This is a genomic window from Rhizobium sp. O111, from assembly GCF_055616315.1.
On record NZ_JBSHXL010000004.1, the window covers coordinates 161,770 to 179,355 of the forward strand.

Here is a 17,586-nt window from a genome sequence, read left to right on the forward strand (position 1 = left end):
CCAGTTGGGCAGGGCAGGCTTCACAGATCAAGGAACGATGAAATGTTCGGAGCGGGCATGGAAGCTCTCCTCGGCGGAGCGATTATCGGTGGGGCTGCCGGGGCGGGGATAGCATCCCTTCTCCGCTATCGTCTCGCCTCGGGCGTGTCGCGGGCCGAGCCGGTGGCGACGGAAGAACGCCCTCCGGCCGAGGCCGACGTCGTGGTGATCGGCGCGGGGGTGGCGGGGCTCGCGACCGCGCTTTATCTTAACGAACATGGCATGAAGGTGCTGGTTCTGGAGAAGGGCGTGGTCGCCGGCGAGCAGTCCAGCCGCGCCTTCGGCTGGATCTATTCCAATGGCTGGCACCCGGAGAAGCTGGAACTGGCCAACCAGGCCAAGCGTCTCTGGGAAGGCTATGCCGGGCGTTTCGGCGAGGACATTGGCTATCGCCGGACAGGGAATTTCTCCCTCATCAATTCGGAAGAGGAGATGGAGGCGCATAAGGCTTGGCTCTCCGAGGCCAAGCAAGCCGATCCTTCGATTACCTCGCGCATCGTGACCGGCGAGGAACTCGACCGTCTCCTGCCAGGGCTTCAAGACCGCTATCTCGGCGCGCTCTATCAGGACAGCGATGGCACGATCGAGCCACAGTACACGATCTCACGTCTGGCGCGTGGAGCCCAGCGCGAGGGGGTGACGATATGTGCGCCCTGCGCGGTACGGCAAATTGAGCTCGCCGGCGGACAGGTCGCAGCGGTGGAAACCGAACACGGAACCATCCGCTGCAAAACGGTGGTGATCGCCGCCGGTGCCTGGAGCTCGCTTCTGGTACGCCAGCTGGGCGTCCGGCTGCCTCAACTCGGCATCTGCACCACGATGCAGCGGCTGTCATCGGTCGCCGGCCCGGCGGGCGCGGGTTATGGTCGCGACTTCACCTGGCGCCGCCATGCGGACGGCCAGTATTCGATGGGCGGGTTGCGCCATGTCTCGCCGCTCACGCTCGACAGCTTTCGCTTCCTGCGCGACTTCATGCCGGCTATGGGGCACGCCCGTTCGATGCTGAAGCTGCGCTTCGGCGGCGATTTCTGGACGTCGTTTGGAGAGAGAGCATCAAGCCGAACAGATGCGGCTTCTGTCTTCGAGCATGTCCGAATTCTGAGCGCCCGTGTCGACCGCAAGGAAAACGGCACCATCCGCGCGAATGCGACGCGTGCATTCCCCGCGCTGGCCTCGGCACGGGTGGTCGACAGTTGGGGTGGCGTCATCGACGCCACGCCGGATTCCACCCCGGTCATCTCGGACGTGGCCAACACCCCCGGAGTTTTCCTCATCACCGGCTTTTCAGGCAATGGGCTTTCGGTCGCCCCCGCTGCCGGGCAGATGCTTGCGGCGATGATCGCCGGCGTCAAACCAGTCTGCAACCCGGCAATCTATCGCCTCCAACGGTTTCGCGACGGCTCGCCCTTCGTCTTCCGCCACTGACGACCGAAACACAACTGGCACGAGCGGTCCGGCCCCGCCGCGACTGAATGCTTGCAGGTCGCACCTTCGGCGGCTAATACGACCTTTACTAGTCGGAGTGAACTATTGTCCCGGGACAAAAATCAGATCACGACATATGCTTTCCTGGCATTTTGGCTGCATCGTCTGTCCGCCGAAGTGATCAAGCGTTTTGAATCGGCTCTCAGCGTCTATGGCGTGACGGTCGCACAGTGGAATATCCTTCTCCTGCTGAACAGCCACGACTCCAACTCGCCGCGCACGATTTCGGACCTTGCGGGTGTTGATGCAGGAGCAGTCAGTCGCACTATCGACCGGCTGTGCAGCAAGGGCCTGGTCGAGAGAATCTATGATCAGGAAGACGGCCGATCGGTCCGTATTGCGCTGACGCCCGCGGGGCAGGCCCTCATCGAGCCGACGCTGAAGATCGCAATCGAGCAGGATCTTTACTGGACGCAGCAGATGAAGAACATCACGCGCGAGGAGTTGGCGGATCTTTTCCAGAACTTGTTGGCGTCGGACGTTTTGAAGGAAAAACTCGTTCCCTCAAAGATCATCAGCCGCGACAGCCGTCCCGGTTAATAACCCGGTTCATTTTCGCAAAAGCGGCGCGCGACTGTAGCTATTGCCGGCCTCGGCCGCCTTGGCCAGAAGCTCCATGAAGGTTTGTCGCTCGGCGGCCGAGAGGCCCTTCAGGATGACGTCCTGGACTTCGAGCACCGCTGGGCGGGCTTCCCGGATAAGCGCCGTTCCTTCTTCCGTCAGGTAGACCAAACGGGCGCGTTTGTCCTTTTCGGAAACTTCGCGCCGGATCAGGCCCTTCTGCATCAGGCGATCCACGACCCCTCCGATCGTAGTGCGGTCGTAGGCAATCATGCCTGCAAGGCTTGCCTGATCGATTCCCGGCGACAGCTCGATCGTGTGAAGCGCGGCGAACTGAACGGGGGTGAGATCGATCTTGGCGTCCTCGAATCGCGTTGCAAAAATCGCCACCGCCACCTGCTGCAACCGCCGGATGAGATGGCCCGGCAAAGCTTCCAGGTCGAATTTCGTGGATTTGCTCACCTCAACCGTCATTCCGCTCCCCAATCTCGCGGACTGGCCGCATTCCCAGGCTTCCTTAATTCCACTGACCAGCGATTGACAGGCGAAACTAATAAGTATACTTACTATTTCGACGGCGCACCGGACAGGGTGCCGTTCGGAGGAGATCAAATCGGTGCGTTGCTGCCACAACCCGTCACGTTGCAAGGGGTGGTCGGTCGTGCCCATTCCGAAGGGGGACCAGTCGAATGAAAGACACGGCGCACAACGCATCAACGCCGGATGAAACGCTCGAACTTCGCGAGCTGTATGCCGATTTCGAGCGCAACCACATTCTTCCCCTTTGGACACAATTGGGCGACTTGATGCCCCGCAATCCCAAGCCCACGGCGGTGCCGCATTTGTGGAAATGGCGCGAGCTCTACCCGCTGGCGAAACGCTCGGGAGATCTGGTGCCGGTGGGTCGCGGTGGCGAGCGCCGGGCCCTCGGCCTGGCCAATCCGGGTCTCGGCGGCAATGCATATATTTCACCCACCCTCTGGTGCGCGATCCAATATCTCGGCCCGCGTGAAACTGCGCCAGAGCACCGCCATTCGCAGAATGCATTTCGGTTCGTCGTAGAGGGAGAAGGCGTTTGGACCGTGGTCAACGGCGATCCGGTCCGCATGTCGCGGGGCGATTTCCTGCTGACCCCGGGCTGGCACTTTCATGGCCACCACAATAACACCGACCAGCCCATGGCCTGGATCGACGGGCTCGACATCCCATTCAGCCAGCAGAGCGATGTGGGGTTTTTCGAATTTGGTTCCGACCGGGTGACCGACTACGCCACCCCACGCTATTCGCGCGGCGAGCGGCTCTGGTGCCATCCGGGCCTGCGCCCGCTCTCCGGTCTTCAGGCCACGGTCTCCTCGCCCATCGGCGCCTATCGCTGGGAGTTCACCGACCGGGCACTGACAGAACAGCTTCTTCTCGAAGAGGAAGGGGTGCCCGCCACAGTCGGACCCGGCCATGCGGCAGTGCGCTACGTCAATCCGACGACTGGCGCAGATGTGATGCCCACCATCCGAGCTGAGTTCCACCGCTTGCGCGAAGGCACCAAGACGTCCCTTCGCCGGGAGGTGGGCTCGACCGTCTTCCAGGTGTTCGAAGGCCGAGGCAACGTGGTTCTTGGCAACCAGACGAAAGCCGTGGAGAAGGGCGACATCTTCGTCATCCCGTCGTGGGTGAGTTGGTCGCTTGAAGCTGAAACAGGCTTCGACCTCTTCCGCTTCTCCGACGCGCCGATCATCGAGCGGCTGAACTTCGACCGTACCTGGGTGGAAGGGCGGGATGCCTGAGGTTCTGCTCGGCGGTATCGAGCAAGCCCGCGCGGCTCTGCGAGCCCGGCAAGGCTTGGGCGCGCGCTACGACGCGCCGAACGCACCCGCCCGCGAGCTAGACTGGGCGCGTCGTGGAGCTGCCTATTTTGCCCGCATGCTCAACGAGCTGTCCGACAACGCCCTTAACGGCGACAGCCGCGTTCCGGGCTGGAGCCGCCGACAGGTCGCGGCCTGTGTGGCTTATCACGCCCGCGCGCTGGCCCGTGCGACCGAGCGCGCCAGGACCGGTGCGCCGATTGCGCTCTGGGAAAGTCCTGACCAGCGCGAAGGGGAGATCGAAGACGGCAAGACACTGCCTGCCGGCGCGCTGCGCCATCTCGTTTCCCACGCCGAGGTGCATCTCAATGTCGAATGGCGCGATCTGGCCGAGGACGATTGGGACAGGTCGCTGCCCTTCGAGGGCATCCCCAGCGCCCGCGTCACGCCCTGGCTGCGCGCCAAGGAGGTCTGGCTCCGCGCAGTGGACCTGCGCAACGGAGGCCGTTTCGAGGATTTCCCCGGGGACTTCGTCGGCGCGCTCCTTGCCGAGAAGACCGGGCACGCGCCCAACCCCTCAGGCGATTTTTTCGTGCTGGCACGCCGCCACCTCGGCACGAGCCAGAATAGTTACTGAACCAAATTAGCCGCTGGGCCCGAGCCCATCGCCGTCGGCCCGCCAAGGGCGAAAACAAAAGGCAGAGATTCACATGACCAAACGCCTCTTCCCAAACTTTCCCGACCCGATCTTTCCGCAAATCCCGGTCACGGGCTCGGAAGACGTCTATCCGCTGCACCGCATCTTCTGTGTCGGCCGCAATTATGCCGAGCATGCCAAGGAGATGGGCGTTGAGGTCGACCGCGAGGTACCCTTCTACTTCCTCAAGGACGCTGCAAGCTATGTCCCCTCGGGCGCGACGGTGCCTTACCCCGCCGGAACGTCGAACTACCATTATGAAATGGAATTCGTCGTTGCCGTCGGCAAACCACTCTGGAAAGCCTCGGTCGAAGACGCTCGTGATGCAGCCTTTGGCTTTGCTACCGGCCTCGACATGACGCGTCGCGACCTTCAACTCAAGGCACGTGCGACTGGTCGCCCCTGGGATCTGGGCAAGAATTTCGAGAAATCGGCGGTGCTCTCGGCGATCACCCGCGCCGAGGACTTTGGCGCGATCGGTTCGCAGCGGATCTGGCTGGACGTGGGTGGCGCGCGTCGCCAGGAGGCCCAGCTTTCGGACCTGATCTGGAAGGTCGAGGAAATCCTCTCGCACCTGTCCCACTTCTATCACCTCAATCCCGGTGACGTGATCTACACGGGCACCCCGGCTGGCGTGGGGGCGGTCGAGCCGGGCGCGGTACTCACGGGCGGCATCGATGGACTTGAGGGCGTCGAATTGACGATTGGCGAGGCCGGGTGATGATCTTTCACGGCTATTTTCGTTCCTCCGCAGCATGGAGGTGCCGCATTGCACTTAACCTCAAGGGTCTGTCCTATGAGTTCCGGGGCGTCCATCTGCAGAAGAACGAGCATCGTTCCGACGCCTACCGCACACTGAACCCTCAGGCCCTGGTTCCATCGCTCGATGTCGACGGGCTGGTGCTGACCCAGTCCCTCGCGATCATGGAATGGCTGGACGAGACATATCCCGAGGTGCCGCTCCTGCCCGCGGAAAAGGATCTCAGAGCGCAGGCGCGCGCCTTCGCGCAGATCATCGCATCCGACATCCATCCCCTGCAGAACCTGCGGGTGCTGAACCATCTCCAGGCAAGCTATGGCGTCGATCAGGCCGGGAAAGAGGCCTGGTGCGCCACATGGATTCGCCCCGGCCTGGAAGCGTGCGAGGAGATTGCCCGTCGCCAGAAACACGGCGGCGCCTTCACCTTCGGCGATACGCCATCGGTCGCCGACATTTGCCTCGTTCCACAGCTTGCTTCGGCAGACCGGTTCAAGGTCGACATCGCCGATCTTGGTCGCCTGAAGGAGATCCATGCCGCCTGCAATGCCCTGCCGGCCTTTGCGGAGGCAGAACCTGCACGGCAGCCCGATTTCTCCTGAATACGATTTTCCGGGGCCACGGGAGGGTGGCCCCGGTTAACCACGCAAGCCCCGCTTCCTGCGAGTGCAGCCTTTCCGAACCTAAACGGTGCCTTCCGGCCCAGCAAAGAGAAGAGACATGTCTCAAGACCTTCCCATCCTGATCGCAGGCGGCGGCATCGGCGGCCTTGCGACCGCCATCGGTCTCGCAAACCGCGGCTTCCACTCGGTGGTGCTCGAGAAGTCCCCGGTCCTTGGAGAGATCGGCGCCGGAATTCAGCTCGGCCCGAACGCTTTTCATGCGTTTGAAGCTCGGTGTGGGCGAGACCGCCCGCAAGATGGCCGTCTATATCGACAGCCTCCGTTTTATGGACGCCATGACGGCCGAAGAGGTGGCGCGCATCCCCTTGGATGACGGGTTTCGCACCCGGTTCGGTAACCCCTATGCGGTCGTCCATCGCGGGGATCTTTTCGGCGTCTTCCTGCGTGCCTGCCAGGAGAACCCCCTCGTCGAGTTGCGCACCAGTTCGGAGGTGGTCGATTACGAGCAGGACGCGGCTTCGGTCACGGCGATCGTAACGGACGGAACCCGTGTGACCGGACGGATGTTGATCGGGGCGGACGGGCTCTGGTCGAACATTCGCAGGCGCGTCGCAGGCGACGGCAAGCCGCAGGTTTCGGGGCATACGACCTTCCGTTCGGTCGTGCCGACCGACCACATGCCCGAAGAGTTGCGCTGGAACGCGGCTACGCTCTGGGCCGGACCGAAGTGCCACCTTGTGCACTATCCGCTATCGGACTGGAAGACTTTCAACCTCGTCGTCACCTATCACAATCACGCAGCGGAACCCGTAGCGGGCCTGCCCGTGAGCCACCAGGAGGTGATGAAAGGCTTTTCTCATACACACCCCAAGGCTCAGAAGATCATCGAGACCGGCATAGACTGGAAGCTCTGGGTCCTCTGCGACCGCGATCCGGTGATCACCTGGCAGGACAGCCGCGTGGTGCTTCTGGGCGACGCGGCCCATCCGATGCTGCAGTATTTCGCGCAAGGGGCTTGCATGGCCATGGAAGACGCGGTGTGCATCAGCACCGAGATCGAAGCCGCTTCGGGCGAGGTGGAACGCGCGATTCCAGCTTATGTTGCGAAGCGCCACATGCGTACCGCCCGCGTGCAACTGCAATCGCGCTGGATCGGCGAGAACATCTACCACCCCGAAGGTGCCCATGCGGAGTTGCGTAACACCATGATGCGCGCCAAGCGCCCCGAAGAGTGGTACGACAGCGTCGATTGGCTTTATGGAGGGCAGGCGAACAACGCCGGTGAAATCCCGGTGATCCGTCGTCTGAGGTGACAGGAAAGCCAGCTGTCGATTTACACTTCAATCTGGGACTCGGGCGTTTTTCGCAAGATAGTCACACTTCAATTGAGACTCAGGACGGGCGCGTCTCAATTGAAGTGTGATGTTCGGACGCTTAAGCGAACGCCGCTTCCTTTTCCAAGGCTGGCCTCCAAGATTCAATGCTGTCGTCGGTGACACGTTCGATACCATTCTGGATCGCCTCGACTGCGAGTTCGTTGAGTATCCCGAATAAGCGAGCTGTGATGCCGTCACCGAGGCGAGAAAGATGTCGTATGTAGATATGTCGGTACTCGCGGGACATTTCCATTAGCTTCCCAATTCTGGGACGATGGAGATGCACATGAACAAGGATCAGCGCGAGATACAGCGCAAGCTACGCATTCTGCGGCATGCTGACGAGACTGGGCATGTTGCGAAGACCTGCCGGTATTTTGGGATTGGTCGCAGCAGCTTCTACCGTTGGCGTGAAGCCTATCGGAAACACGGCGACGCCGGTTTGGTGAATCACCCGCCCATTCCTAAATGGCACGCCAACAGAACGCCTATCGAGATCGAAGAGAAGGTTCTCCATCTCCGGAGCAAATATTATCTCGGACCCATGCGCATCGTTTGGTATCTGGCGCGGTATCACGGCATCAAGGTATCAGACGCAACCGTCTCCCGAATATTGAAACGCAATGGCGTCAACCGCCTTCCGCGCGGCACCCGCCTACGCAAGGTCCATACCAAGCGTTACAACAAGCAGGTTCCCGGCCACCACATTCAGATGGACGTCAAGTTCCTGACTTTTAAAGGGGCGTGCGGTGAAAAGGTTCGACGCTTCCAGTTCACTGCCATTGATGACGCGACAAGGGTGCGGGCTCTGAAAATCTACGAGAAACACACCCAGGCTAGCGCCATCGACTTCGTCGACCACATCATCGAGAAGTTCCCGTTCCGAATCCATGAGATCAGGACCGACAACGGCCACGAATTCCAAGCCAAATTCCACTGGCACGTCGAGGACAAGGGCATTCGCCACGCATATATCAGACGAGGCACCCCTCAGTTGAATGGCAAGGTCGAGCGCTCACACCGATCAGATCAGCAGGAATTCTACCAGCTGCTCAGCTACAAGGATGACGTCGATCTCGAAGCAAAACTTGACCAATGGGAGCAATTCTACAACTTCCATTGACCGCACGGAGCCTTCAATGGAAAGACGCCTTACGAGGCGCTCCGCGAAAAGCTATAGTCGTACCACGAAATGTCACAAGGGCACCTGCAGCTTACAATGATCGGAGCATCAGAAAAGCGGAACAGGTCGAACTGTGTTTCGGCCTGCAACGACCACGCCACCCAAGACGGAATAACGAAAAGATCGCCGATCTCGAGCGGATGCTCGGCGCCGTTCAGCACCACCGAACCTCGACCCTCGAAAACCTGGAATACGCTGGAGCCCACTTCGCGGCGAGAAGGTGTGACGGCGCCAGCGCGCAGGCGGTGAAACTCCGCCCGGATCGTAGGCATCACGTCGCGACCTGTTGTCGGGTTGACGTAACGCACCGCCGCATGCCCCTGATCGACAGTCGCCGGCTGGCCTTCGTCCTCAAGGAGCAACTGCTCATTCAGCGCTCGATCGGTATATTCCCAGCGATAGGCCATCAACGGTGAACTTACAGTGTCCTGTAATCCCAACAGGGGCCGCAGGCCAGGGTGGCACCATAGCCGCTCGCCCCGCGAAACATTCGGCGTCGCGTAATCGGTAACCCGCTCCGAGCCGAATTCGAAGAAGCCAACATCGTTCTGATACGAAAAGGGAATGTCGAGGCCGTCGATCCAAGCCATCGGCTTGTCGGTCTCGTTGTGGTGGCCGTGGAAATTCCATCCGGGGGTAAGCAGGAAATCCCCGCGCCTCATGTGAACTGGGTCGCCATTTACCACGGTCCAGACGCCCTCCCCTTTCACGACGAAGCGGAAGGCGTTCTGAGCGTGACGATGTTCGGGCGCCGTTTCCTTCGGTCCTAGATATTGGATCGCCGCCCACAGGGTCGGGCTGATGTAGGGTCGGCCGCCGAGGCCGGGATTCCCGAGACCGATCGCCCGCCGCTCACCGCCGCGGCCGACGGGAACCAGTTAGCCAGAGCGCTGCGCCAAGGGATAGAGCTTGGCCCATCTCCAAATATAAGGCACCGCCTTGGGTTTTGGATGTACCGGCATTAGATCGTCGATCTGGGTCCAAAGAGGCATCAGGTGTTCGCTAGCGAAGTCCGCATAGAGCTGTGCCAGCGCCGCCGCCGCTTCGTCGTCGTTCAGTGCCGCCCTTGTTCCGTTAGCGTCGCATCGTTCATTTGGGTTCCTCCACCAGCTGGCATAGGGCAACAATCTTTACACGTCAACTTATAATAAGACATCGTTTCAATTTTACTGCTTTGCTGTCGTGTATAGCTAACCGCGCGAACGACCAAAGCTGCTGAGTGGAGACAACTGAGGCCGACATCCGGACACGACGTCGTGGGCCCCAGGCAGGTGAAGAGTCCTGCACCGCGGGGGCTTATACGGCCCCTCACTGATCAAAACCCATTGGCCCATTCTCTGCGCCCGATCGACATGATGCGCCAGGGCTGGCTTTCGAGCTTCCGCCAGGCATCGCAGCAATGATCGACGATGTCGTCGTATGATTTGAACACGCGGTTTGATAACCAGTTGTCGCGCATGAAATGCCAGAGGTTTTCGACCGGGTTCAGCTCCGGCGATTTCGGCGGGAGTGGCAGAATGGTGATGTTTTCGGGCACGACGAGATTGTTGGACATGTGCCAGCCTGCCTGATCCATGATGAGGATAGCGTGCGCGTCGGCATCGACGTGCCGGGCGATTTCGGCCAGATGCTGGGTCATTGCGTAGGTGTCGCACCATGGCATGACCAGCGCCGCCGCCTTGCCGAGCTTCGGGCAGATTGCGCCGAAGATGTAGGCCGACCTTGTGCGCTGATCGTGCGGTGCTGAAGGCCGTGTTCCTCGCCTGGCCCACCGGCGGGTGATCTTGTTCTTTTGCCCGATACGGGCCTCATCCTGAAACCAAATCTCTATGCGTTTTCCTCGGGCCGCTCCAGCGGCAATCTCTGCCACTGCGGCGGGGAAGCTTTTTTAAAATCCTCAATGGCTTGAGGGTCTTGCGCGTGATGTTTGGGCCGGACAGCCAGCTTGCGATAGCCCATGGCCCGTACTTCACGGCTCAACGTTTGCTCGCTCACCGAAACGCGAAACTCTTCCCAAAGCCATTGTGCCAGATCGCACAGACGCCAACGAACAACGCCGTCGAGATAGGGTGTCGGCCCACGCTCGATTGCTTGCGCCAAGGCCGCACGCTGCTGATCGTTCAACCGCGACTGCGGACCAGGAGCCTTGCCATTGATCAGGCCTTGGGGACCGTGTTCGTTGAACCGCATGACCCAGTCCCGGACAATTTGGAGCGTGACGTTGCCGAGGCGCGCGGCATCGGAACGCGAGCCTCCATCGTAGATCGAGGCGAGTGCCAACAGACGGCGCGCCTGAGCGGCATCCTTCGTCTGCCGCGCCAGCCGCCGCAGATCGTCTCCATCAAAATCCGCCCGTAATAAAATCCCTGATCGCATCGCAGACCTCCGGTTTGCACCAGAGATTCAGATTCACCGCGCTTTGGGAAGGCCAAAGAGTCGAGGTCAGCGAGGCGGCGTATTAGGTCTTGAAGTGCTGACGCTGGATCATTCATGCTGCGCATCGACGTCGTGCCGGATAGGCGTGAACTCTGGCGGAAACCTGAATTTAGATAAGCGTAGCCCGGAAACAACGTCGTAATCGGACTTGCTTATTACGCAGACGTATGATCATATTTATCAGGAACATCGTTGTCCTCCGCGACTGTCCGCTCACCTGCGGCTAGAGCGTTGTGCGACCATGATCCGCCTGGCGGGTTGATCGAATAGCACCGGCATCGCCTCGAAAGCCGATCGGCCGCCATGATTAGAGACTCCCGGATGTGTCCCGGCGAGTTCCAATTTGAAAAAAGGAAAACAATCTCATGAAATCGGAAGCCAATAACCAGTCGCTGCTCATTTTTGACAATTCCGCGCTAGACGAGGCCGAGTGGCAGCAGGGCGCCTCTGGAAGACAGATCCGCATCATAGAATTCTACAGGAGGGACAATGTTCGGGCAGGTATATGGGAAGGCGAGACCGGCCCTTTCGCCATCAAGAGCCATCCTTACGACGAATACTGCACCATCACTGCTGGCGAGTTACTGGTGACGGATGCCAACGGCAATGAGCAGGTTTTCGGGCCGGGGGACTCATTTGCTCTTCCCAAGGGTTTCGTAGGGGTGTGGGACGTCCGCAAAAGACTCAGGAAAAACTATTTTATTTCGGAGTAAGCAAGAAGAGTTCGGTCTGCAGGGCCCAGCACGTGCAGGAGGCTAGCGGAACCACCAGCGGGAGCATCGGCGATTGAGCGTCACGCGCGGCCATGCGAAACTCCATACGTCTTTCTGCCACGCGTCGTGTCCGTCCTATAGGGCGGACACGACGCAGCGATCGGTTCGCCTCAGGTGAGGCTGATCATCTTCGTTTCGAAGTAGGCATCCAGCCCTTCAGTACCGAGTTCAGAGCCGTTGCCGCTTTCCTTAATCCCTCCAAAAGGCGCCTCGGGCGTCGCCACGTTGAACGAATTGATCGCTACCATGCCGGCCTGCAATTCGTCAGCGACACGCATTGCGGCAGATGACGAGGTGGTGAAAGCATAGGCCGCCAAACCGAAAGGCAGGCGATTGGCCTTCTCCAGCGCTTCTTCGGCGGTGGAAAAGCGGTTGATAAGCGCGATCGGTCCGAACGGTTCCTCGTTCATTGCCATTGCTGTCTCAGGAACATCGGCGATCACCGTTGGAGCCCAAAAATTCCCCTCGTTACCGATGCGCTCGCCACCTGCCAGAATACGGCCACCGTGTGCGACCGCGTCCTGGACGAAACGCTCGACGACTTCCAGTCGTCGACGATGGACCAGCGGCCCCATCTGAACACCGTCCTGCAAGCCGTTGCCGACCTTGATGGCCTTGGCTCTTTGAGCGAAGCCCGCGCAGAAGTCGTCATAAACGCTATCCTCGACGTAAAACCGCGTCGGTGATACGCAAACCTGCCCGGCATTGCGGAACTTCCGTTGCACCGAGAGATCGAGCGTCTGCTCGAGGGGAGCATCCTTAAACACGAGGACCGGCGCGTGGCCGCCAAGTTCCATCGTCGTCCGCTTCAAGCTTTCGGCAGCGAGCTTGGTGAGATGTTTGCCGACGCTGACCGAGCCGGTGAAAGAAATTTTGCGGATAACTGGTGAAGCGATCAGATAGCTCGAAATGTCGCTCGGAACGCCGAAGACAAAGGCGATCAGGCCTGGGGGAAGACCTGCATCTAGCAATGCACGCGCGACAGAGAGGGAACTCGAAGCGACCTCTTCGCCGGGCTTGTAGATGCAGGGGCAGCCAGCGGCGAGCGATGCGCCGACCTTTCTCACCGCGTTGACGATCGGGAAATTCCAGGCAGCAAATGCAGCACTCGGGCCGACCGGCTCCCTGACGACCTGAAAGCGCGTGTTGCCCACTCGACCCGGAATGACCCGACCATAAACGCGGCGTCCTTCTTCGGCATACCATTCCAACTCGTCGGCGGCGGCTGCAACTTCGATGCGGGCTTCAGCGAGGGGCTTGCCCATCTCGATCGTCATTATGGGAGCAATTTCCTCCACACGCGCACGCAGCAGGTCTGCGGCCTTCTTGAGGATTCGACCACGCTCCTTAGGATGTGTATCTCGCCACGGGCGGTAAGCGCGCTGTGCCGCATTTAGAGCGGCGTCCAGATCGGCTGGGGTCGCGTGCGGAAGCCTCGCAATCTCCTCGCCGGTAGCCGGGTTGATCATGACCGTCGACTGGCGCCCCTCTGTTCCGAACCACTCCCCGTTGATCAGGAGTCTGGGATCTAGAGCCGATATGTTTATTACTGTGTTCGACATGGGTCTTCTTTCATGAACCGTGACGCCTGCTGCCTCATCGAAAGCCAAACGTGAAAATTGCAGCAAGACGCTGATGTGCCGGGATGTTTTTCAGAGGTCTGTCAGGCGTCTCTTCGTAGATCGAGAATTTGGCCGCGCGAAGCTGGACGATCAGTTGGAGATTTGCGCCAGCGCTTGGCGGACGGCGTCGACGATAGTTTCGACCTCTTCTCGTGTGACGATAAGCGGAGGCGTTATAAGCAACTGGGACCCATTTACGCGGATGAGCACGCCGGCTTCAGCAGTCGCATCGCCAATCGCCATCATCATGTGCGGATTAGCGTTCATATTTGTTCCAGGCTCAGCAACCATTTCGACACAGGCCATCAGTCCCTTTCCTCGCACATCCCCAATCCAAGGGCAGACGGGCTTTAGAGCCTCTAGGCCGGCGACCAAGGCTTGCCCATTTTCGCGGGAAAGCTGTGTGGTTCCGAGGTTCCTATACATGTCGAGCGTCGCAATGGCAGCCGCGCAACCAACCGGAGAGCCTGAATACGTGTAGCCGTGACCGACGATGCCGATCGGACCATTGTCCTGCTCGAAGGCAGAGGCGATACGGTCGTTGACGAGCGCGGCGCCAAGCGGGAAATAGCCGCTCGAGATCGCCTTTGCCAAGCACATGATGTCCGGCTTGACCCCCCATCCCCGCGATCCACTATCGTCACCCGTCCTTCCGAATCCGGTAATCACCTCGTCGGCAACTAGCAGAATGCCGTACTTGTCGCACACGCGCCGAAGCTCGGGCCAGAACCGTGGTGGAGGAACGACTAGGCCGCCGGCACCGGAGACGGGTTCGACGATGATTGCCGCTACCGTATCGCCTCCCTGGAACTGAATCTCTTCTTCTAGCATGGAGATGCAAAGGGTGGTTAGTCTCTCTGGATCTGCCTCCCCGAAAGGGTTCCTGAAGGGTAGTGGTACCGGAATGTGGAAGCAGCCTGCCAGAAGCGGCTCATAGGCGCGGCGAATCGCCGGCCTGCTGTTGAGGGAAGCACCACCAAAGTGAGTTCCATGGTATCCGTTACGCATTGCGATGAATTTGTAGCGGTCGCCCGCTCCCGTGATCTTCCAATATTGCCTGCTGAGCCGCATGGCGGTATCTACCGCGTCGGATCCTCCCGAGGTGAAGAAGACGCGCGCCATGCCGTCGTCACGGAACCACTCGTCAATCAGCTTGCCTGCTAACTCCTCCGCGGGCTTGTTCGTGTTCCCTCGAAATGACGAGAAATATGGCAGCTTCTCAAGTTGTCTGGCAATTGCCTCCTTAATCGGAGCGGCGCTGTAGCCGAGTGTGACGTTAGACAATCCGCCGGCCGTCGCATCCAGCAGGCGTCTCCCCCTTGAATCGACCACGTGGACTCCCTGACCTTCAACGATCTCGAGAGGAGGCTGTTCCGCGAGCTCAAAGGGGCTTTGCATCGGGTGCCAGAAACGCGATGCGTTAGCATTGAGGCTCGGGTTATGAGAAAACGGTATGTCATTCATTTGGATAGTCTCCATTACCGGAATCACGCGTTGGCCGGCACCGGCAAGGATGCCAGCCAACGGTCGTTTTTGCGTTACTTGCTTGTCTTCCAGGCGGTCCAGCGCCTGGTGATGCGGTCGCCGTTGTCCAGCCAGAAAGCAAGTGCCTCGGGACTGCTGGCATCGAGCGCGGTCTTGATGTTGTCACCAACCGGGAGAAGCTTGATCAGGTCGGGCGAAAGGTAGTTGATCGTCTCCTTCATGGCAGGTCCCATCGGCATTTCCTTGATGAATTCCGCCTCACGCTTCGGATCCGCATAAAACTGCAGGAATTTCACTGCGAGGTCGGCGTGTTCTGCCCCGTCTAGAATAGCGAACGCGTCATGGTTGAGAAAAGCTCGGTCCCAGGTCATATCGAGCTTCTCGCCGTTCAGGTTTGCCGCCGCCACGCGGTGGCTGTAGCCTGTCGACATGGCCACATCCCCCCCAGTCAACAACTGAACTGACTGGGCTCCGGATTCCCAAAAGACCAGTTGTTGCTTGATCGTACCGAGTTTCGCGAACGCCCGATCCAGACCTTCAGTAGTGGCCATCACAGCGTACAGCTCGCTGGGTTCGACGCCGTCCGCCAATAAGGCCAGCTCCAAGGAAAACTGAGCCGTAGCCCGGAGGCCCCGCTTTCCAGGAAATTTTGCAAGGTTGAAGAAATCCTCGATAGTTTTCGGCTTTTCCGGAAATGTTCCTTCCCTCGAAACAACGGTGACGGCCGTTATGCCGACGCCAACGCCACACGGGAAGATGCTGTCGGGATTGAGTTTGTCGGCGATACCAAGTTTGACCAAATCGAGCTTGACGAAGAGCCCCTCGTCACACGCGCGCATCTGCTCATAGATCTCGGTTTCGACGACGTCATAAGGACGCTGGTTGGTGTCAATCATCGCCTTGAGACCGCCCCAACGCGCTTCACCCTTGTTGTCGAGCACTTTCGAAAGGCCGTTCTGTTGGCCGAAGGGTTCGAAGAAGTGCTTGTGCAGCATGTCCGAATAAACACCGCCAGCGGTGTTGACGGTGAAATCTCGCGAAAAACCGTTGGCCGGGAAGCCCGCGAGGGCTCCACCGAGCAAAATTGCCGTTACAAAGCGTGTCATGTACATACTCCCTTGTTTGTTGGTTCCCATTGGATTTACTGCCTTGCCGTTAGAAGTCGTGTTTAGTGATGTGCCTCCTATGCTTTCGAGACGCTCTCCGCCGCGGCCTGGACTAATTACTGCCTACCCCCGGCAATGCCGGGGATGCCTTTGGGCAGCTATTTCTGAGTTCCGACCTTCAGCGCCTAAATCTGAACGGCGCCGGATCGACAGAAGGCTTTGCATCCGTCACCATGTCTGCCAATAGCCGTCCGGCCCCCGGCCCCAAACCGAACCCATGTCCCGAAAATCCTGTGGCAAACCACAGTCCGGTGATCTCTGGCGCGGCATCTATGGTCGGCACGGAATCCGGACTGGCATCGATGACCCCTGCCCATCGATGAATGACCGATGCGCCCGCACAGTCTGGCCTCGCTTCCAGAAAGCTTTGGAACGCCTGCGATAGCCTGCCGTCGGACGGATCACGGTCGATTTCCCGTTCCTGTTCGTACCAGAGTTGGCGTCGACGACTGCCCGGAATGGCCCGCAACCAGGCCTCGCGAGCCCCCCGGTCGAACCTGAAACTTACCGCACCTCCTCGTTGTCGGAGAGCGGGCAAAAATTTCCAAGCGAAACGAAGCGTATCAGGCGTAAGTGAGACCGCGCCGCCAAACGGCGAGACACTGTACGAACCGTCCAGATGGCTGCGAAACCCGAAATCGGCTGTCCCGATGCACGGGCCGCTTGCCCCTTCGACCGGCGCTGTTCGCAGCACGCTTGCCGCGATTTGTATGATCGGCAACCGAAGGCCCGCAGACCGCAGAAAAAGGCTTGACCATGCACCGGCGGTTACCACCGCTCTGCTGCAGGAGATCCTGCCCTTCTCGGTGATTACGCCTGTAACGCGCCCACCCGCGATCTCCAACTTCCGGACCGCGCACCAAGGATAGACTTTTGCACCGGCGGTCTGCGCCCCCGCAGCGATGACCGGAACCGTCAGCTCCGGCTCGGCCTTTCCGTCCTCCGGCACGTAATAGGCGGCTGGCCAACTACGAGATGCATTCGGCAGAAATTGTTTGAGCTCTGACGAAACGAGCCGGGCCGTGTAGATACCGTACCTGCGGGTGATCTCAGCTCTACGATCCTGTTCGGCAATTTCTTCAGCACTCCTGCATAGGAACAGGCGGCCGCACCTCCGAAATCCGGTGTCGCTTTCAAGCGTTGTGGCAAAATCGTCCCATAGGCTCATACTTAGGACTCCGAGGGGAGTCTCTGCGTCCGACCTGCCGCTAGCCCTGCACCAGCCGAGATTTCGCCCAGATTGCTCGCCGCCTATGCGCCCCTTCTCGAGCAGAACAGTCGTACATCCACTCTTCGCCAAGAAAAGCGCGAGCGAGACGCCAACGATACCGGCGCCAATCACAACGACATCGGCTGTCTCGGGCAACTCATCGCTTTGGGACCAAAAACCCTTAAGCGGAGGGCTCTGTCGTCCATTGTCCATGGATTGCGCGCTCATCATTAGTCCTCATCAGTTGTAAAAAAGAGGCGTTTGATCCGGTATAATCATCATACGTCGTTCTATTTTTGTGTCAACTTACTCGTTGCAACAAGGGCTTTCCAGCCTAACCGGAAGATAGCCTCAAGAATTCATAAGACGTGAAA

Annotated in this window: 17 protein-coding genes; 10 read left to right on the forward strand and 7 right to left on the reverse strand. The window is 59.6% G+C overall.

Going from position 1 to position 17,586, the window contains the following annotated elements; all coding sequences use genetic code 11:
- The first annotated feature begins 57 nt into the window (after window positions 1-57).
- Window positions 58-1,464 (forward strand): NAD(P)/FAD-dependent oxidoreductase, encoded by a 1,407-nt coding sequence (locus ACVTFQ_RS32265; protein WP_269704269.1) that lies wholly within the window; start codon window positions 58-60, stop codon window positions 1,462-1,464.
- 105 nt (window positions 1,465-1,569) lie between these two features.
- A complete protein-coding gene (locus ACVTFQ_RS32270; protein WP_269704267.1) occupies window positions 1,570-2,064 on the forward strand; it encodes a MarR family winged helix-turn-helix transcriptional regulator in 495 nt (164 codons plus the stop codon).
- Between the two features lie 9 nt (window positions 2,065-2,073).
- On the opposite strand, the gene ACVTFQ_RS32275 is transcribed toward ACVTFQ_RS32270, so the two are convergent.
- Window positions 2,074-2,754, reverse strand: coding sequence for a MarR family winged helix-turn-helix transcriptional regulator (locus tag ACVTFQ_RS32275; protein WP_309568479.1), 681 nt, complete (start codon window positions 2,752-2,754; stop codon window positions 2,074-2,076).
- A gap of 20 nt (window positions 2,755-2,774) precedes the next feature.
- Between ACVTFQ_RS32275 and ACVTFQ_RS32280 the strand changes: the two genes are divergently transcribed.
- The 7 genes from ACVTFQ_RS32280 (at window position 2,775) to ACVTFQ_RS32310 (ending at window position 8,460) form a co-directional block, all read left to right on the forward strand.
- On the forward strand, window positions 2,775-3,866 hold the full coding sequence (locus tag ACVTFQ_RS32280; RefSeq protein ID WP_269704265.1) for a cupin domain-containing protein: 1,092 nt from the start codon (window positions 2,775-2,777) through the stop codon (window positions 3,864-3,866).
- Window positions 3,859-4,521: a maleylpyruvate isomerase N-terminal domain-containing protein gene (locus tag ACVTFQ_RS32285; RefSeq protein ID WP_269704263.1), complete on the forward strand. Its 663-nt coding sequence runs from the start codon at window positions 3,859-3,861 to the stop codon at window positions 4,519-4,521. The genes ACVTFQ_RS32280 and ACVTFQ_RS32285 overlap by 8 nt, the downstream gene beginning before the upstream one ends.
- Before the next feature lie 73 nt (window positions 4,522-4,594).
- Window positions 4,595-5,302 (forward strand): fumarylacetoacetate hydrolase family protein, encoded by a 708-nt coding sequence (locus ACVTFQ_RS32290; RefSeq protein WP_269704261.1) that lies wholly within the window; start codon window positions 4,595-4,597, stop codon window positions 5,300-5,302.
- A complete protein-coding gene (maiA, locus tag ACVTFQ_RS32295) occupies window positions 5,302-5,940 on the forward strand; it encodes a maleylacetoacetate isomerase (protein ID WP_269704259.1) in 639 nt (212 codons plus the stop codon). The genes ACVTFQ_RS32290 and maiA overlap by 1 nt, the downstream gene beginning before the upstream one ends.
- 118 nt (window positions 5,941-6,058) lie before the next feature.
- The gene (locus tag ACVTFQ_RS32300; protein ID WP_269704257.1) at window positions 6,059-6,334 is read left to right on the forward strand and encodes an NAD(P)-binding protein; all 276 of its coding nucleotides are present in this window, start codon (window positions 6,059-6,061) and stop codon (window positions 6,332-6,334) included.
- The gene (locus tag ACVTFQ_RS32305) at window positions 6,219-7,274 is read left to right on the forward strand and encodes a 3-hydroxybenzoate 6-monooxygenase (protein WP_269704255.1); all 1,056 of its coding nucleotides are present in this window, start codon (window positions 6,219-6,221) and stop codon (window positions 7,272-7,274) included. Before ACVTFQ_RS32300 ends, ACVTFQ_RS32305 begins: the two co-directional genes overlap by 116 nt.
- 349 nt (window positions 7,275-7,623) lie before the next feature.
- Window positions 7,624-8,460, forward strand: a complete 837-nt coding sequence (locus ACVTFQ_RS32310; RefSeq protein ID WP_283159214.1) for an IS481 family transposase — start codon at window positions 7,624-7,626, stop codon at window positions 8,458-8,460.
- Window positions 8,461-8,489: 29 nt separating this feature from the next.
- Here the strand turns inward: ACVTFQ_RS32310 and ACVTFQ_RS32315 are convergent, their stop codons facing one another.
- Both ACVTFQ_RS32315 and ACVTFQ_RS32320 read right to left on the reverse strand, forming a co-directional pair.
- Complete coding sequence (locus tag ACVTFQ_RS32315) at window positions 8,490-9,398, reverse strand: cupin domain-containing protein (protein WP_309568478.1); 909 nt, start codon at window positions 9,396-9,398, stop codon at window positions 8,490-8,492.
- A 437-nt stretch (window positions 9,399-9,835) separates the two neighbouring features.
- Window positions 9,836-10,896, reverse strand: a protein-coding gene (locus ACVTFQ_RS32320) for an IS630 family transposase (protein ID WP_371338345.1) whose coding sequence is annotated in 2 segments (ribosomal slippage) — window positions 9,836-10,375 and window positions 10,378-10,896 — 1,059 coding nt in all. Because the reading frame shifts where the segments join, the coding sequence is not laid out codon by codon here.
- A 425-nt stretch (window positions 10,897-11,321) separates the two neighbouring features.
- Between ACVTFQ_RS32320 and ACVTFQ_RS32325 the strand changes: the two genes are divergently transcribed.
- Window positions 11,322-11,669 (forward strand): cupin domain-containing protein, encoded by a 348-nt coding sequence (locus ACVTFQ_RS32325; protein WP_269704231.1) that lies wholly within the window; start codon window positions 11,322-11,324, stop codon window positions 11,667-11,669.
- Between the two features lie 170 nt (window positions 11,670-11,839).
- Here ACVTFQ_RS32325 and ACVTFQ_RS32330 read toward each other — a convergent pair whose 3' ends face one another.
- The 4 genes from ACVTFQ_RS32330 to ACVTFQ_RS32345 all read right to left on the reverse strand — a co-directional run bounded on the left by ACVTFQ_RS32330 (window position 11,840) and on the right by ACVTFQ_RS32345 (window position 17,443).
- Window positions 11,840-13,291 carry an NAD-dependent succinate-semialdehyde dehydrogenase gene (locus tag ACVTFQ_RS32330; RefSeq protein ID WP_269704233.1) on the reverse strand — a complete coding sequence of 484 codons (1,452 nt, stop codon included), beginning with the start codon at window positions 13,289-13,291 and terminating at the stop codon, window positions 11,840-11,842.
- 150 nt (window positions 13,292-13,441) lie between these two features.
- Window positions 13,442-14,815 (reverse strand): aminotransferase class III-fold pyridoxal phosphate-dependent enzyme, encoded by a 1,374-nt coding sequence (locus ACVTFQ_RS32335; protein ID WP_269704234.1) that lies wholly within the window; start codon window positions 14,813-14,815, stop codon window positions 13,442-13,444.
- A gap of 74 nt (window positions 14,816-14,889) precedes the next feature.
- Window positions 14,890-15,942 carry an extracellular solute-binding protein gene (locus ACVTFQ_RS32340; protein WP_269704236.1) on the reverse strand — a complete coding sequence of 351 codons (1,053 nt, stop codon included), beginning with the start codon at window positions 15,940-15,942 and terminating at the stop codon, window positions 14,890-14,892.
- 178 nt (window positions 15,943-16,120) lie between these two features.
- Window positions 16,121-17,443: an NAD(P)/FAD-dependent oxidoreductase gene (locus ACVTFQ_RS32345; protein ID WP_309568477.1), complete on the reverse strand. Its 1,323-nt coding sequence runs from the start codon at window positions 17,441-17,443 to the stop codon at window positions 16,121-16,123.
- Window positions 17,444-17,586: the final 143 nt, after the last annotated feature.

What these genes read in the sequence shown, in the direction of transcription:
- ACVTFQ_RS32265 (WP_269704269.1), top strand. Translation starts at nt 58, where the DNA reads ATGGAAGCTCTCCTCGGCGGAGCGATTATCGGTGGGGCTGCCGGGGCG.
- ACVTFQ_RS32275 (WP_309568479.1), bottom strand. Translation starts at nt 2,754, where the DNA reads ATGGGCACGACCGACCACCCCTTGCAACGTGACGGGTTGTGGCAGCAA.
- ACVTFQ_RS32280 (WP_269704265.1), top strand. Translation starts at nt 2,775, where the DNA reads ATGAAAGACACGGCGCACAACGCATCAACGCCGGATGAAACGCTCGAA.
- ACVTFQ_RS32285 (WP_269704263.1), top strand. Translation starts at nt 3,859, where the DNA reads ATGCCTGAGGTTCTGCTCGGCGGTATCGAGCAAGCCCGCGCGGCTCTG.
- ACVTFQ_RS32290 (WP_269704261.1), top strand. Translation starts at nt 4,595, where the DNA reads ATGACCAAACGCCTCTTCCCAAACTTTCCCGACCCGATCTTTCCGCAA.
- maiA (WP_269704259.1), top strand. Translation starts at nt 5,302, where the DNA reads ATGATCTTTCACGGCTATTTTCGTTCCTCCGCAGCATGGAGGTGCCGC.
- ACVTFQ_RS32300 (WP_269704257.1), top strand. Translation starts at nt 6,059, where the DNA reads ATGTCTCAAGACCTTCCCATCCTGATCGCAGGCGGCGGCATCGGCGGC.
- ACVTFQ_RS32305 (WP_269704255.1), top strand. Translation starts at nt 6,219, where the DNA reads ATGCGTTTGAAGCTCGGTGTGGGCGAGACCGCCCGCAAGATGGCCGTC.
- ACVTFQ_RS32310 (WP_283159214.1), top strand. Translation starts at nt 7,624, where the DNA reads ATGAACAAGGATCAGCGCGAGATACAGCGCAAGCTACGCATTCTGCGG.
- ACVTFQ_RS32325 (WP_269704231.1), top strand. Translation starts at nt 11,322, where the DNA reads ATGAAATCGGAAGCCAATAACCAGTCGCTGCTCATTTTTGACAATTCC.
- ACVTFQ_RS32330 (WP_269704233.1), bottom strand. Translation starts at nt 13,291, where the DNA reads ATGTCGAACACAGTAATAAACATATCGGCTCTAGATCCCAGACTCCTG.
- ACVTFQ_RS32335 (WP_269704234.1), bottom strand. Translation starts at nt 14,815, where the DNA reads ATGAATGACATACCGTTTTCTCATAACCCGAGCCTCAATGCTAACGCA.
- ACVTFQ_RS32340 (WP_269704236.1), bottom strand. Translation starts at nt 15,942, where the DNA reads ATGACACGCTTTGTAACGGCAATTTTGCTCGGTGGAGCCCTCGCGGGC.
- ACVTFQ_RS32345 (WP_309568477.1), bottom strand. Translation starts at nt 17,443, where the DNA reads ATGATGAGCGCGCAATCCATGGACAATGGACGACAGAGCCCTCCGCTT.